This window comes from Methylobacterium goesingense, assembly GCF_022179225.1.
GTDB classification, from domain to species: Bacteria; Pseudomonadota; Alphaproteobacteria; order Rhizobiales; family Beijerinckiaceae; genus Methylobacterium; species Methylobacterium goesingense.
Genome location: NZ_BPQL01000140.1, coordinates 1 through 15,082, shown reverse-complemented (window position 1 = coordinate 15,082; position 15,082 = coordinate 1). Strand labels below are relative to the sequence as shown.

Below are 15,082 nucleotides of genomic sequence, written 5' to 3'. Positions count from 1 at the left end.
GCCGGCCCGGTCGCGCGGCCAGCGCGCGCCGCGCCAGAGCGCGAGCGCGATCAGGACGAACGCCACGCCGACCACGCGGATCGCCACGAAAGTGAACGCCTCCGCGTGCGGCGCCACGAAGCGCGCCGCGACGAAGCCGGTCGCCCAGATCAGGACGAAGAGACTGGAGACGAGGGCCGGTGCATGCATGGTGGGCGGGAGCCATCACGCCCCGGCGGGGAATTCAACCCTGTTCGGCGACGGTTCCCGGCACCGGTTCGTTTTGCAGGCGCGCGGGGCGTTGCGCGAAAGGCCCGCGTTGCGTTTAGAAGACACGCCCGAGCCGTTCGGCCCGGATCTCCCGCCCCGAGCCCGAGGACAAGCCCCAACCCCGTGAGCCGAATCCGCAAGCCCTTCGAGATCGCGAGCGTCGCCGCGCAGCGCTTCGTCGCGCATGACGGCTGGGCCATCGCCAGCCACATCGCCCTCTCGACCCTCACCGCCCTCTTCCCGTTCCTCATCCTGCTGGCGGCCCTGGCGGGCGTGTTCGGCACGAAGTCGCTCGCCGACGAGGCCGGCGTGCTCATCTTCGATGCCTGGCCGCGCGAGGTCGCGAAACCCATCGTGGCCGAGATGCACCGGGTGCTCACCGAACAGCGCGGCGGCGTGCTCACGGTCGGCGCCGTGCTGGCGCTGTACTTCTCGTCCTCCGGCGTGGAGAGCCTGCGGGTGGGGCTGAACCGCGCCTACGGCCTGCGCGAGGCCCGGCCCTGGTGGCTGACGCGGCTGGAATCCATCGCCTACGTCGTCTGCGGCGCCTTCGCGATGCTGGCCTTCGCGCTCCTGGTGGTGCTCGGGCCGCTGATCTGGCGCAAGGTCATCAACGTGGCGCCGGGGCTTGAGCCTCTGAGCCTCACGGTCGCCATCGGGCGGATCGGCATCACGGCCTTCCTGCTGCTCGCCGTGCTGGTCATCGCACACAAGTTCGTGGCCACGGGCCGCCGCTCGGTCTGGGCGGTGGTCCCCGGCATCGCGGTCACGCTGCTGCTGTGGTTCCTGGCCGGCCTCGGCTTCGGGTACTACCTCGACCGGTTCTCGAACGCCTACGCCTCGACTTACGGGGGTCTTGCCACCGCGATGGTGTTCCTCGTCTTCCTGTACTGGCTCGCCGCGATGTTCCTGTTCGGCGGCGAGATCAATGGCACCGTCATTGCAGCGCGGCGGGTGCGGCTTCAGGCGCGGATGCAGCAAAAGCAGGCTCGGGCCCGGGGGCTCTGAGCCGGCTGCCTCATCCGCGCGCGGCGCCACGCGATGACATCCGTCTGTGACCTTTGCGGCCTAGCCTCCCGGATCGCGCGCGGGCAGTGAGGGGGCCGGCGGTGGCGCGGCGGCCGGCCCGGGGGAGCTTCGATGCGGATCAGGTTTGGGTGCGAGATGGGCTATGAGTTCCCGCAACCGACACCCCTGATCGCCCGGCTCACCTCCTATCAGGCGGGGGGGCTCGCGGCAGTGCCGCCAGACGTGCTCACCCTCGATCCGCCGCAGCCGGTCCGGACGTTCCGCGACGTGTTCGGCAACCGCACCGTGCGCTTCGTGGCCCCCGCAGGCGCGCTGACCTTGAGCGTCCGGGCCGAGATCGAGGATGACGGGGAACTCGACCCCGTGGTGCCGGAGGCGCGCGAGCACCCGGTGGAGGACCTGCCCGAGGAGGCCCTGCCCTTCCTGGTGGCGAGCCGCTACTGCGAATCCGACCTGCTCTCTCGGGACGCCTGGGACCTGTTCGGCCACCTGGAGCCCGGCTGGTCCCGGGTGCAGGCGATCTGCGACTATGTCCACGGGCACATCACCTTCGGCTACGGCTACGCCCACGTGGACCGCACGGCGGCGGACGCTTTCGTGAGCGGGCGCGGCGTCTGCCGGGATTACGCACACCTGTTCGTGGCCTTCTGCCGGGCTCTCAACATCCCGACCCGGTACTGCACCGGGTATCTCAGCTTCATCGGCGAGCCCGAGCCGCACGCGCCGGGGGATTTCGCCGCCTGGACGGAGGTCTATCTCGGGGGCGCCTGGCGCATGTTCGACCCGCGCAACAACGCCCGCCGCCGGGGCCGCATCCTCGTGGCGCGCGGCCGGGACGCGGCGGATGTGCCGCTGACCCACACCTTCGGCTCCAACCGCTTGACCAAGTTCCGGGTCTGGGCCGAGGACGCGACGGTGCCGGCCGTCGAGGCAATGCCGGCGCCCGCCGAGCCCTGATACCGCTTCGTTCGGCCTGGTCGGAACGTGCTCCCTCTCCTTTCCGGCGGGGGAGCACGGCGCGCCTGTCGAACGAGTTCATAAATCGGGAGCTATCGCAAGGACTTGTGAGCCGCGCTTCACGTCGCGTCGGAACAACGCAGTGCCTCCCGCCGCGATCTCGGAGGCGGCCGGCCATTGTCCTCGCGACGCCTCAGAAACCCTTCGCAAGCCTCTCCGGTACAAACGAAAAAAGCCCTCCCGGACGTCCCGGGAGGGCTTCGTCGTGTCCGGCGTCGTTCGTTCAGGCGGCCAGGGGCATCGCGTCCGGCTCCGCGGCCATGAATTGGGCCCGGGCGAGGTCGGCGAAGCGGCCGTTCTGGGCGACGAGGTCGTCGAAGCTGCCCGATTCGACGATCCGGCCTTCGTGGAAGACGAGGATGCGGTCGGCGTTGCGGATCGTCGCGAGGCGGTGGGCGATGACGAAGGTGGTGCGGCCTTCCATCACGGCGTCCAGGGCGCCCTGGAGCTTGCGCTCGGTGGTTGCGTCGAGGGCAGAGGTCGCCTCATCGAGGATCAGGACCGGCGGGTTCTTGAGCAGGGCGCGGGCGATGGAGAGGCGCTGGCGCTCGCCGCCGGAGAGCGAGCGACCGCGTTCCCCGATCACCGTGTCGAGGCCGTCGGCCTGACGGGCCATGAATTCTGTGGCCTGGGCGCGCTCGAGGGCGTCGAGCATCTCGGCATCGGTGGCATCGGGGCGGCCGACCAGCAGGTTCTCGCGGATCGAGCGGGCGAACAGCATCGGCTCCTGGAAGACCACGCCGATGTTGTGGCGCAGGCTGGTGAGGCCGATGTCGCGGATGTCGGTGCCGTCGATCCGGATGGCGCCGTGGTTCGGGTCGAAGGCGCGGTGCAGGAGGCCGAGGGTGGTCGACTTGCCCGAGCCGGTGGTGCCGACCAGCGCGATGGTCTCGCCGGCTTCGGCCGTGAAGGAGACGTCCTCCAGGGCCTTGCGCCGGGCATTGTAGGAGAAGCCGACGCCCTCGAAGGAGACCGCGCCGTCGAAGCGCGCGACCTGCTGGGCGCCCGGACGGTCATGCACGGCCGGGGCGGTGTCGAGGATCTCGAAGTACTCGGCGATCTTGGGCATCTGCTGGAACAGGCCGTTGATGCAGGTGGCGACCTGATCGAGGCGCGAGACCAGCATGGTGGCCAGGCTCATGAAGGCCACGACCTCGCCGACACTGGCCTGGCCGTGCTGGTGCAGGGCGATGCCGGTGATGAAAATCGCCGTCATGGTCAGGGTGGCGGAGGCGCGGGTGGCGACGTTGGCCAGCGCCCACCAGGACAGGACCGGGATCTGCGCGGCGAGCAGGTTGCGGATGATGTCGTGCATCGCCTCCTTCTCCGCCTTGGCGCGGGTGAAGGACTGGATCACGGCGACGTTGCCCAGGGCGTCCGAGGCGTGCTCGGCCAGGCCCGACTGGTAGGCCTCCACCCGGCCCTGCAGGGTCTCGGTGCGGCGCATGACCATAGTGGTGAGGGCCGTGAAGGCGAGCACGAGCACGACGAGGATCGCGCCGAGCTGCCAGTTCACGAACAGGGTCATGGGCAGGAGCACGATCAGCGACACGAAGGCCACGAAGTGGTCGCGGAAGAAGCCGAGCCAGAGCCAGAACATGCCGTTCGAGCCCTCCAGCATCGCCTTGAGGACGCGGCCGGAATGGTTCGAGGAGTGGAAGGCGAGCGGCAACTCGAGCACGTGCTCGAAATAATTCGCCATGGCGGCCAGCCGGTTGCGGTGGGCAAGCCGGTCGGCATGCAGCGCGATGGTGACGCCGGCCGCGATCGTGAACAGGCCGAAGGCGACCCAGGCGGCGATCAGCGGGGCCAGCGTGGCGAAGGCGTTGGTGTTGCTCTTGAGGTGCGTGAGCTGGTCGATGATGCGGCCCATCAGCAGCGGCTCGGCGAAGGCCGCCACCGCCAGGGCCACGTTGGCGAAGGCCAGCAGCGCCGCGAGGCGGCGGTCGGCCCCCAGAAGACCCATGACTCGTGCGTAATGACGAACCAACGACATGATACCGTGTGCTCCGTGCCGGATCGGGCCGCCGCGGGGGCACACCGAAGGCCGCCCAAACGCGCCCCCGGATACCCGCCGCCAAGCCCTTGGCGTGCCGTGCCTTATGTCCGGCGCTCCCTGAACGGTGCATGACCCGATCGTCGGCCCCTGGCCAGCATTTTTACGGTTCGTTCAGCGTGATTTCGTAGGAGTGGGTTCGGCGCCCCGTCCTCGCGGCGCCACCGCGGCATGCGGGCAGCCGCTCAGGCGTCGGGTGACATGGATCTCGCAACCGGTATCGGGCTCATCGGCGGCTTCGCCGTGGTCTTCATCCTGATCATGATCGATGGCGGAAACTTCGCCGCCTACTTCGACAAGCACGCCGTCATCGTGATCTTCGGCGGCGCCACCGCCGCCACGATGATGCGCTTTCCCTTCTCGACGATGATGCACGGCCTGCCGATGGGCCTGCGCTACGCGTTCTCGATGCGCGCCATCAAGCCGCGCGAACTGATCGAGGAGATCACCAAGATCGCCGACGTGGTCCGCAAGTCCGGCCCGATGGCCCTGGAGAACATGGAGATCTCCGATCCCTTCCTGGCGCAGGGGGCTCGCTACATCGCCGACGGCTACGACCGCGAGTTCATCCGCGACACGATGGAGCGCGACCGCGACAATTTCCTCATGCACCTCGACGAGGGCTCGAAGATCTACCGCGCCTTCGGCGACTGCGCCCCGGCCTGGGGCATGATCGGAACGATTCTCGGCATGGTGACGATGTTCGCCAACATGTCCGACCCCTCCAAGCTCGGCCCCGCCATGGCCACCGCCCTGCTGGCCACCCTCTACGGGGCGCTGATCGCCAACATGGTCACCCTGCCGCTGGCCGATAAGCTGCACGTGAAGCTGGAGGAGGAGGACGTCTCCCGCTCGCTCATCATCGACGGCATCCTGCTCATCCGCGACGCCAAGAGCGCCTCGCTGGTGCGCGAAATGCTCATCGCCTACCTGCCGCACAACCACCGCGACGAACTCGTGGCCGAGGCGGCCTGACGCGCATGACCGAGCGGGGTCGCGCGCATGGCTAAGAAGAAACGCGGCGGCGCGCATGGCGGCCATGGCTGGTTCGTGACCTTCGCCGACCTCATGGCGTTGCTGATGAGCTTCTTCGTCATGATCGCCGCCTACTCGACCCAGGACCAGAAGAAGATGCAGGCGGTGGCCGGCTCCATGCGCGACGCCTTCGGCGTCAACAAGGAGTCGCGCTTCGCCGGCATCATCGAGAAGGACGGCCTCGCGCACGCCGACAAGGTGAAGTACAAGCGCGACATCCCGCCCGAACTCGCCTCCGACCACACCACCCCGCCGGCGGTGGACGGCAACGTCGACGAGGGCATGCCGGACAAGGGTTATCCGGACGGCGCCGGCCTCGCCGCCGCGAGCCTGCGCCAGGCGATGCAGGACATGCCCGAGATCGCCGAACTGTCGAAGAACATCATCGTGTCGCCCTCGCAGCGCGGCACCGACGTGTCCATCGTCGACCAGGACGGCGCCTCGATGTTCCGCGACGGATCGAGCCGTCCCAACGACCGCACCCGGCGCCTGCTGGAGCGCCTTGCCGTCACTCTTCGCAAGATGCCCAACCGCATCGCCATCACGGGCTATACCGCCACGGAACGCCCGGGCTCGCGTCCCCTCGCCCCGCCCTGGGAGCTCTCCGCCAACCGGGCGATCAGCGTGCGGGAGATCCTGGCCGGCAGCGGCGTGCCGGACGACCGCTTCGCCTCCGTCACGGGCAAGGCCGACACCGAGCCGATGTTTCCCGACAACCCCTATCTGCCCGCCAACCGGCGCGTGACGGTGACGCTCCTCAGCGAACCCGCCCCGACGCCGCGCATGAAGAACTTTCCCTGAGTTGTTCTCCGGCCGCGATGCGCGTCGGGCGCGGTCGAAAATAACATTTGTTTATTGAATGTGGCGGTATCGCGCGCGTGACCCGGCCGGGTTCCGAGCGAGGCGGCGGGGCGACGTTTCCCGTCACGCCACCAGGTTGTCCCCGCATGTTGTCCCGCCTCGTCGACCTGAAGATCGCCGCCAAGATCGGCTCGGCCCTGGCGATCGTCCTCGTGGCATCCACGACGGTCTCGGTGCTCTCGCTGCGCAGCCTGTCGACCCTCGAGGAGGCCGGTGAGCGGACGCGGCACACCTACGAGGTGCTCGGCGAGATCAGCCGCCTCACCGGCGCGATGGTCGACCAGGAAACCGGCGTGCGCGGCTGCCTCGTCTCGGGCGATGCCGCCTTTCTGGGCGTGGCCGATGCGGCCGCCGGCACCGGCGCGGCGGCGAGCCAAGTCCTCGGGGCGGCCTCCGATCTGTCCCGCCAGAGCGAGCACCTCGGGGCCGAGATCCAGCGCTTCCTCACCACCGTCCGGGCGGCCTGAGCCGCATCGGGCTCTTCGAGCGACGGGTGCGTGAGCCTGATCCCCGCGGATCGGAGCGTTTCGCGCCGACCGGATGACGTCTCGCAGGTCCGATTCCAGGTGTTCGCGCGCCGCCGTTGTCACGCGGTCGACGATATCTTAATCGAATCACAGAGCGGATGGCCGACCGCTGCCATTGTCAGAGAAATTGGAAGCATGGGCATTATTCTGACGGCGGGGGCGAAACGCTCCGGCAGTACATGGCTCTACAACGTTGTCCGGTTGGGACTTCCAGGCGTGATTGTCGGCTGGGTGGACGAGCTGTCGCCCTTATCGGAAGAACGCGACATGGTGGTGAAGCTGCACGAGCCGCACGAGGGCTGGGCGCAGCGCGCGGACATCGTTCTGACCTGTCATCGCGATCTGCGTGATGTCTTCGTCTCGCTGCGCGGAATGGGGTGGGCGACCGACGCTGACGCTGTCGATGTGTCGACCGCCGTACGCGGCAATCACGAGTATTGGAGTCCGCGTGCGACGCTGGACGTGCCGTATGCCAGGATTGTCTCCGAGCCCATCGTCGTCGTGCGCGACGTGCTGAGCGCGATCAAATCGACTGCGGATGCCGAAGACATCGCCAGGACCGTCGAGACAATCCACGTGACTGCGGCGTCGGGCACCTACGATGCCACGACGTTGCTGCATGGTGGCCATCGCCAGAGCGGGATCGTCGGCCGACACAAGCAAGAACTCGATCCGGCGATCGCCGATGCCATCGTCGCGGCGAACGCGACCTGGATGGCTGACCACGGCTACCTCTGAAGGAACGGTGTCCGCTCCGACCGCGCGGACGCCGTATCGCGCCCGAGCGGCCTCCATAGCGGCGGTCGCGCGCCCTACCGCGTGACCAGCAGGGCCCAGTAGACCTTGTACTTCGAGCCCGGTGCGTAGGCGGTGGCGATGCCCATGCGGTGGGCGTTAGGGGCCAGCAGGGTGGCGTTGTGGCTGGGGCTGTCGCGCCAGCCCGAGAAGGCCTCGGCCAGGGTGTGATAGCCTGCCGAGAGGTTGGCCTCCGGCCCGGCGAAGCCGAGGCGCTCCACCGCGTTCTTCACAGTCTGGGCCCGGCTCGGGCGGTCGGCGCTGGCCATGGCGGCGGCCTCGGCCTCCGCGAGCTTCTGGAGCTCCGGGTCTACGGTGAGCGGCGGTAGACCGCTGCGGGCGCGGTAGGCCGAGATCATGTCGCGCGCGGTGTTGGCGTCGACCTGCGCGCCCTGGGCCGTCATCGGCCAGTACAGGCTCGGCAGCGCATCGTTGACCGATTCGGGCCGCGCGCAGGCATTAAGCTGCACGGCCGCGAGCCCCGTCAGGGCGATGCCGCAAACCCGTCCCGTCCTCGACATCCACCCCACGTCCGGTTCTCCTGGCTCCTCAGCCGCCGGATCTCCGGCGCGCCGCCTCCGCCGAGCGCATGGGCTCGGCCTCGTCGAAGCGTTCCTCGGGGCGTGCCCCGCCCTCGGGCCGCCCGTCGGTGCGCCCCGGCACCGTGAACGCGGTGGCGATCTGGCCCACCGCGCTCTGGAAGCTCTCCAGGCCCTGAACCGTGACCACGCTGGAGCCCGGTCCGAGGGCCGGGATCATTCCGGCCCCAGACAAGGTCTGGAAGACGCTAAGGTTCAAATCATTCTGCACTTTCAGGCTGAGGCTGACGTCGACGATCATCACGATCAGCTCGAACTCGAGGAACGGGTCGCCGATCTTGCGGAACACCACCCGGGGCGGCGGCTCCTTGAGCACATCTGCTTGAGCGGCGGCGCAGCCCATCAGCAGCTCGGCCGCATGGACCGGATCCTGGTTGCGCAGGACGCTGACCGTGATGCTGACCCGGCCGGTGCGGTCGCCCCGCACGCGGTTCTTCACGATGCCGGAGATCAGGTTCGAGTTCGGCACGATCACGGCCGAGCGGTCGAAGGTCTGGATCTCCGTGGAGCGCACCGAGATGCGCTTCACGATGCCCTCGCTGTCGCCGATGAGCACCTGGTCGCCGACGCGGATCGGGCGCTCCCAGAGCAGCAGCAGGCCGGAGACGAAGTTGTTGACGATGGATTGCAGGCCGAAACCGATACCCACCGAGAGGGCGCCGGCCACGATGGTGAGCTTCTCCAGGCTCAGGCCGAGATACGAGAAGGCCAGCGCCAGGGTGAGCAGGAAGCCGATATAGCCCGCGATGGTCGAGATCGAGTTGCGCAGGCCCGCATCGAGGTCGGTCGCCGGCAGGTAGGTCTGTTCGAGCCAGCGCTGGATCGCCCGCGTTACCGCCATGCCGAGGAGCAGGAGGCCGATGGCGAGCACGATGGTTGAGAGCGAGATGGTGACGTCGCCGACCTTGAAGCCGAAGAAGGCGGTCCGCACCGAGGAGAACACGTCCGTCGAGTCGAGGCCCCAGGGCGCCAGCGCCAGGAGGGCGGCGACCAGGACCAGGACGAGCCGGGTGAAGCCCGTCGCCAGCACGGCGATCTGGTTGATCGAGCGCTTGCGCAGGCCCGTATTGGCCTGCAGCGCCGTGGCGATGCGGGTGTCGTCGCACAACGTCCCGCCGATGAAGGTGTCGGCGCTCGAAATCAGCAGGAACAGCAGCACGAACAGGCCCGCCACCCAGACGAGCTGATCGATGAGGAAGGCCGCGAAGGCGACGTAGCCGACCAGCGGCGCCACCGCGATGACGATGGCCCCCGCCCAGCCGAGAAGGCGGGCCGGCCCGCCGATGCCCGTGGTCGCCTCCGGCGCCACGTAGGGGCCGAAGCAGGCCTCCTCCTTCTCCGCCGTGTCGGCGAAGCGGTGCAGGCCGATGGCCAGGATGAGGGCGGTGGCGAGGGCCCCGATGCCGCGGGTGGCGATAGAGACCGGGAGCGCGGCCGAAATTCCGGAGTTCAGGGCCTCGATCGATTTGACCACCGTGATCACGATGGCGATGCCCACCGCCAGCCGTGTCACCCGCGCGGCGGCGGTGTCGTCCATGCTCGCCACCCGCCAGGAGGGCTTGTCGGGCGAGAGCAGCGCGTCGGCCAGGGCCTCCACGAAGGCGATGAAGGCGAGGCCCCCCAGGATGGCGCCCGCCACCGGCAGGAGCCGCAGGGGCAGGAGGTCCGTCGCGTCGAGGGCGTAGTAGACCGCGTAGGAGCCGATGAAGGCCGGCACGGTGCCGAGCAGGAAGACCCGCCAGGCCGCCAGCAGCTTCTTGCGCCGGGAGGGCGCCACCGCCTTCGCGTCGCGCCGCCCCAGGCGGGGAGCGATGTTGCGCCGGCCGAAATACAGCGCGATCGAGATGCCGAAGGCGACCCCCAGCAGCAGCAGGTTGCCCAGCGTGCCGTTGCGGCCGAACAGGGCCGCGGTGTCCTCCACGCCGCTCTGCAGGGCGCGCAGGTCGCGGGGCAGGTCGGCGGCGGCCCGCATCCACAGGTCGGGGCTGACGAGGGCGGTGGAGCGTTCGAACAGGCCGCGCGTAAAGGCGGCCCGGCGGCGGTTCGAGACCTGATCGACGATCTGGTCGCTCTGCACGAGCAGGGATTTGGCCAGCCGCTGGGTCTCGTCGATCTCCGCCACCGCGTGCTCGCGCTCGGTGCGCTCGCGGGCCACGTCCTCGCCCTCCTCGCCCTCCTTCGGCTTGGGGCCGAGCTGGGTCAGGCGCTCGCGAGCCGCCTCCAGACGCGGGGAGGTGATGTCGATGACGTGGCGGATCTTGTCGGCGATGGCCTCGATGCCGTCGCGGGCCCGGGTCAGGTCGCCGGTGCCGACATTCGGGCCGGTGAGAATCTTTTCGCGTTGCTCCAGGTCGGCCTTGGCCGCGTCGAGCTGGTCGCGGACGTTCTGGATCTGCTCCGAGACGGCAGGCTTGGGCGCCGGCGCCTTGGCGGCGGGCTTGGCCTCGGCCGGGGCAGGCTTGGCCTCCGCTGGAGCCGGGGTTCCGGCCGGAGCCGGCTTGGCCGGCGCGGTCGTGACGGCGGGCGCCCCCTGCCCGGCCGCGCCGCCGGGGGCCAGCACCGCCGGAGCCAGCGCAAGGGCACCGAACCAGGCAGCGGCCAGCGCCGCCCTCCGGATGCCGCCGAACCGCTGGCTTCTCGGGATAACGCCCATGTCGATCCTTTCGCGCCGCGCTTGCCGCGCGGTTCCGGCGCGGCCCCACGCCGCGCCTCGTCGGGCCGCTGACGACCCGCCCATCCGGATCGCGCCAGCAAGAACTGCGCGCGGTCTGGCGGGGCGGGGAGCGGCCGGGGCCCGCCCCTTCGCCGAGCAATGGGGCGAAAGGCTGACGGCGCGGGTAAATGAGGGCGCCGGAGGCCCCGACCCTGCCCTGTGGGCGCGACGTCGGGGATGGGGCGGCCGACCTTCACAAGCGTGTCACGCTGATATTAGACTAAGTCCCGATGGATCTGGCCTTTTCGTTCCCGTGCGAGGAGGTGGCGACGACCATCCGCGCCGATGAGCGTCGCCACGAACCGGGCGTCTTCGCCCGATGCGACCGCTTTTGGCCAATGCCGGTCCGATCCGCGCCGCACCGCGCCGCAGGGATCCGGCCCTCCACGCATCCCCGTCATGTCCCCGGCCACGCGCCGCGACGCCCCGGGATGCGGAGATTTCTGATCTTTCACCAACCTGGGGCGATGCGCCGGCCGATTCCCGCGCGTTGTCCCTTCGTCGACCCGTCGAGAGGGTAGCGCCGATGCTGGATCTCCAAACGCTCGTCCTGAATGCGGATTACCGGCCGCTCTCGTACAATCCGCTCTCGCTCTGGTCCTGGAAGGACGCTTTCACCGCGCTGTTCCTCGACCGCGTCACCCTGGTGGCCAGCTACGACGTCGAGGCGCGCTCGCCCTCCCGCTCCCTGCGCGTCCCCAGCGTGGTCGCCCTGAAGAGCTACGTGACCCTGGCGCGCAGCCCGGCCTTCACGCGCTACAACATCTACCTGCGCGACACCTTCTCCTGCCAATATTGCGGCCTGCGCCTGCCCTCGGGCGGCCTGACCTTCGACCACGTGGTGCCCCGCTCGCGCGGTGGCCAGTCGAGCTGGGAGAACGTGGTCGCGGCCTGCTCGCCCTGCAACCTGCGCAAGGCCAACCGCACTCCGGCGGAGGCGGACATGCCCCTCCTCCACGAACCGCACCGGCCGACGCGACACGAACTGCACCGCCGCCAGCCGGAATTCGACCACCGCGAGTACCACCACACCTGGCTCGACTACCTGTACTGGGACACCGAGCTGGAGAGCTGACCCGGATCACGGGCCGGGCAAATCAGGGTCCGAGCAAGTCAGGGTCCGAGAAAGCGCGGCGGCGGCTCGTTGTAGAGGGGCAGCGCCAGGGAGCGCGGCGCCAGCAGGACCGGCGCCACGAAGACAGGCGCGGCGTGCACGGGCCGCAGCGGCGGCGGGGGAATGTACGCCGGATCGCGATAGGCGACCTCCGGGGGCAGGTAGGGCCCACGCCGGGGATAGCCGGGCTCACCGCCCGCCAGGGCGGGCGCGGCCAGCGCGACGGCGGTGCCGAGGAGGACGAGACGAAGCATGAAGGGCCTCCGGGCGGCGCATCCGCCGCGTGGCGCGAGTCTAGGCGCGGAGCTGCGAGCGGGGACTTAACGCCGCTCAGAATTTCAGGGCGGCGCCGGCCCGGACGGTGTTGATCGAGACCCGGTTGGCCGAGCTCTTCTCGAAGTCGTTGAGCATTACGTACTGGTATTCGCCGCGCAGCAGGATGTTCCGGGTAAGCGCGAATTCGAGGCCCGCGCCGAGAACGAACCCGCCCATGGTCTTCGTCTTGCTGGCCGTGACCCGGTTGCTGGCGGGCGTCCCGGCCTCGGGGTTGTTGGGGTCGAAGCCATCCTTGACGTAGCCGAAATTCTTCACGGCGACTTCCTTGCCGGAGGTGCTCGTCTGATTGGCCTTGTAGGCAGCGGCGTCATAACCGAAATCTTGGATCGTCACGGCCGACTCGGTGTGGACCCGGCCGATTGCCAAGCCCCCGGTAACGTAGGGCAGAAAATTGCCGATGGCGTAGCCGCCGCGCGCGCGGATCGTTCCGTAATCCTCGATCCGGGCCGTCGCCATGCCGTCGAGACGCACGGTCTCGACATATCCGGCTGAGTTCGTCCTGAACAGGCCGTTGTAATCCTTCGTCGACGCGGTCCGGTCGAAGCGGGTGTAATCCGCCTCGACGCCCACGACGGTCTCGTCGAATTGGTAGTTGAAGCCGATGAAGGCGCCGTAGCTCGCCCCTTCGGTGTTGCCGCCACGAGACGACAGCATCGAGGAAGCGTTGAAATCACTCTCGGCGGTTGTGAAGCGCAGCGCGTTGGCGACCAGGGGCCGATAGGCGTTCTTGAAGCCCGCGGAGGCCGCGGAGTAGCCCCCGTGCCCGCCGACATAGATGCCGTTCCAGTCGATGACCTGGACCTCGGGCTCATAGTCCGGCCCCCGCAGGACGCCGTAATCGAGGTCCGCGCCGAGGGCGGGGGCGCTGACGCCGAGGGTGAAACCGGCCAGGAGCGCGAGGGTCGCGGTACGCATCGTTGTCGTCCTCACGGCGTCAGACCGAGGGTTCGGGTGCTGAGCCTGTGCTTTGGTTTTACTTGAGTAACCTTAACGGTCCGTTGCGGCCCCTCGTGGGGGCACCTCGTCGTACCGGGACGCGCGGTGCGCGTCCCGGCGCCGCAAGCCTACTCGTAGGGGTTCCGGTTCCAGCGCGGGACCGACAGGTCCGCGAAGGGTCCGGGGGCGCCGGCGAAGCTGTAGCGCAGACCGACGCGAACCTCGTGCGCGGCCAGATCCTTCAGGCGCGAGGCGGCGCCGTAGGCGTCCTCCCCCGTCTTGGCGCGGCCGAGATCGACGTAGCGGTAGCTCGTGTCGAGGCTCAGGCCGTGGCCGATGTCGTAGGAGACGCCCCCGGTCAGTGCCCAGGCCAGCGAGGTGACGGAGCGGCTCGGACGACGCACGGCGTCGCGGAGGCCCGGGGGATTCCCGTCGCAGGTGTCGGTCAGGCAGGTCGTCTGGGTGTAGGCCTTGGTGAAGCCCTTGTCGGCGAAGCCCACGCCGACGCCGAGATAGGGGGTCAGCCCCCACCAGGTCCCGAGATCGGCGTAGACGGTCACGAGTCCGGTGAGGACGTCGAGCTTGCCGGCCTCGATGTTGTAGCCGTCCACGTATCGGGAGCCGGAGGAATAGGCGCTGTAGCGCGACCCGAGGCGCTGATCGATGGTGGCGTCGACGCGCAGCCAGTTGTTGAGGCGATAGCCGACGCCGCCGCCGTAGCCCGGCACCGTGTCGAGGTGCATCCGCTCGAGCGGGGTCAGCGGCGTGCCGTCGGCCGGCGGCCGGGTCGCGTCGCGGGGGCGCGCGTAGTCGCTCACCGTGGCATCCACCCGAAGGTACCAGCCCTCCCCGATGGCGACGGGCGCCGCTTGGGGCGGCGGCGGCGGTAGCAGATCCGCCGCCCGGGCCGCATTGGCCAGGCCTGCGCCGGTCAGCAGACCCGCGACGACCGTGACGGTAAAAGAATACGACCCGGCCATGACGCCCTCATACGCAAGACTACTTCTGGCCGGTCACGCGATGCTTGCCGTCGTGAAACTTGCCTTGGGCCTATACTGCGCTACAAATATTAGGGAGGGCTTAAGGCTAACGCCGCGTTGCCGACTTCCGGTCGGCCGGACCGGTCTTCGAGGCCGGGGTCGGCGCCCGGACATGCGAACGGGGGCGCGGATCTCGCGATCCGCACCCCCGCCCTGCCTCATCATCCAGATGCTGCCCAAGGGGCAGCCCAGATGCCGCCTGGAGAGCGGCCGATCAGTACTTGCGCACCAGGGGGGCCGGCTCGTGGTACTCGGCCACCGGGGCGATCACGCCGCCACCGAGCAGCCAGCGCATGCCGATCCGCACGTCGTGCGAGGTCACGTCCTTGACCTTGTAGAAGGCGCCGACGCAATCCGAGGTGTTGAAGCAGGTCACCGGGTTCGAAGACACGTGACCCAGGTTGAGGTAGCGATAGCCGAGCTCGAGCTTGAGGTTCGGTGTCACGCTGTAGCCGAGACCGGCCATGGCGGCCCAGGCGAAGGTGTTGGTGGTCTTGTCCTTGGCAATGCCGTAGCCGTACTGAGCTTCGCCGTAACCGCGATCGTTGAAGCCGGAGAGCTGATGGAAGGCGGTGCCGACGCCGCCGCCGACGAAGGGCGTTACGCCGTACCAGGTGCCGAGGTCCACGTAGCCGTTGGCCATGACGACCACCGAGGAGAGGTTGCCCTGATAGGCGTTGATGCCGCGGCAGCCGCCGACGTTGCAGTTCTCGCCGTAGCTGTCCTGGAACGTGATCTTTCCACCGCCGAGTATCGCGGCGGTGGAAAGATCACG

14 protein-coding genes and 1 pseudogene are annotated in these 15,082 nt (G+C 69.0%); 7 read left to right on the top strand and 8 right to left on the bottom strand.

Annotation, left to right across the window (positions count from 1 at the left end):
• Positions 1-189: pseudogene (locus MFF30_RS20860) on the bottom strand (EamA/RhaT family transporter); the annotation flags it as partial.
• Positions 190-372: 183 nt separating this feature from the next.
• Between MFF30_RS20860 and MFF30_RS20855 the strand changes: the two are divergent.
• Positions 373-1,257, top strand: coding sequence for a YihY/virulence factor BrkB family protein (locus MFF30_RS20855; protein ID WP_238281820.1), 885 nt, complete (start codon positions 373-375; stop codon positions 1,255-1,257).
• Positions 1,258-1,389: 132 nt separating this feature from the next.
• Positions 1,390-2,235 carry a transglutaminase-like domain-containing protein gene (locus tag MFF30_RS20850; RefSeq protein WP_238281818.1) on the top strand — a complete coding sequence of 282 codons (846 nt, stop codon included), beginning with the start codon at positions 1,390-1,392 and terminating at the stop codon, positions 2,233-2,235.
• 283 nt (positions 2,236-2,518) lie between these two features.
• On the opposite strand, the gene MFF30_RS20845 is transcribed toward MFF30_RS20850, so the two are convergent.
• Entirely contained in the window at positions 2,519-4,291 is a 1,773-nt protein-coding gene (locus MFF30_RS20845) for a glucan ABC transporter ATP-binding protein/ permease (protein ID WP_238281815.1), read from the bottom strand.
• Positions 4,292-4,552: 261 nt separating this feature from the next.
• Here MFF30_RS20845 and MFF30_RS20840 point away from each other — a divergent pair, with 261 nt between their 5' ends.
• From MFF30_RS20840 to MFF30_RS20825, 4 genes are all read left to right on the top strand, one after another.
• Positions 4,553-5,326: a motility protein A gene (locus tag MFF30_RS20840; RefSeq protein WP_238281813.1), complete on the top strand. Its 774-nt coding sequence runs from the start codon at positions 4,553-4,555 to the stop codon at positions 5,324-5,326.
• Between the two features lie 27 nt (positions 5,327-5,353).
• Positions 5,354-6,187: an OmpA/MotB family protein gene (locus MFF30_RS20835; RefSeq protein ID WP_238281811.1), complete on the top strand. Its 834-nt coding sequence runs from the start codon at positions 5,354-5,356 to the stop codon at positions 6,185-6,187.
• A 146-nt stretch (positions 6,188-6,333) separates the two neighbouring features.
• A complete protein-coding gene (locus MFF30_RS26025; RefSeq protein WP_283205927.1) occupies positions 6,334-6,714 on the top strand; it encodes a CHASE3 domain-containing protein in 381 nt (126 codons plus the stop codon).
• 30 nt (positions 6,715-6,744) lie between these two features.
• Positions 6,745-7,512 (top strand): hypothetical protein, encoded by a 768-nt coding sequence (locus MFF30_RS20825; protein WP_238281808.1) that lies wholly within the window; start codon positions 6,745-6,747, stop codon positions 7,510-7,512.
• Between the two features lie 74 nt (positions 7,513-7,586).
• On the opposite strand, the gene MFF30_RS20820 is transcribed toward MFF30_RS20825, so the two are convergent.
• Positions 7,587-8,090 carry a CAP domain-containing protein gene (locus MFF30_RS20820; RefSeq protein WP_238281806.1) on the bottom strand — a complete coding sequence of 168 codons (504 nt, stop codon included), beginning with the start codon at positions 8,088-8,090 and terminating at the stop codon, positions 7,587-7,589.
• Between the two features lie 28 nt (positions 8,091-8,118).
• A complete protein-coding gene (locus MFF30_RS20815; protein ID WP_238281804.1) occupies positions 8,119-10,821 on the bottom strand; it encodes a DUF3772 domain-containing protein in 2,703 nt (900 codons plus the stop codon).
• Between the two features lie 586 nt (positions 10,822-11,407).
• On the opposite strand from MFF30_RS20815, the gene MFF30_RS20810 reads away from it, so the two are divergent.
• Positions 11,408-11,956, top strand: a complete 549-nt coding sequence (locus tag MFF30_RS20810) for an HNH endonuclease (protein WP_056184046.1) — start codon at positions 11,408-11,410, stop codon at positions 11,954-11,956.
• A 38-nt stretch (positions 11,957-11,994) separates the two neighbouring features.
• Here MFF30_RS20810 and MFF30_RS20805 read toward each other — a convergent pair whose 3' ends face one another.
• From MFF30_RS20805 to MFF30_RS20790, 4 genes are all read right to left on the bottom strand, one after another.
• Positions 11,995-12,249 carry a hypothetical protein gene (locus tag MFF30_RS20805; RefSeq protein WP_238281802.1) on the bottom strand — a complete coding sequence of 85 codons (255 nt, stop codon included), beginning with the start codon at positions 12,247-12,249 and terminating at the stop codon, positions 11,995-11,997.
• A gap of 76 nt (positions 12,250-12,325) precedes the next feature.
• Positions 12,326-13,246, bottom strand: coding sequence for an outer membrane protein (locus tag MFF30_RS20800; protein WP_238281800.1), 921 nt, complete (start codon positions 13,244-13,246; stop codon positions 12,326-12,328).
• A gap of 149 nt (positions 13,247-13,395) precedes the next feature.
• Positions 13,396-14,247, bottom strand: coding sequence for an outer membrane protein (locus MFF30_RS20795; RefSeq protein ID WP_238281798.1), 852 nt, complete (start codon positions 14,245-14,247; stop codon positions 13,396-13,398).
• 274 nt (positions 14,248-14,521) lie between these two features.
• On the bottom strand, positions 14,522-15,082 hold a 561-nt coding region (locus MFF30_RS20790), incomplete at its 5' end, for an outer membrane protein (protein ID WP_238281795.1).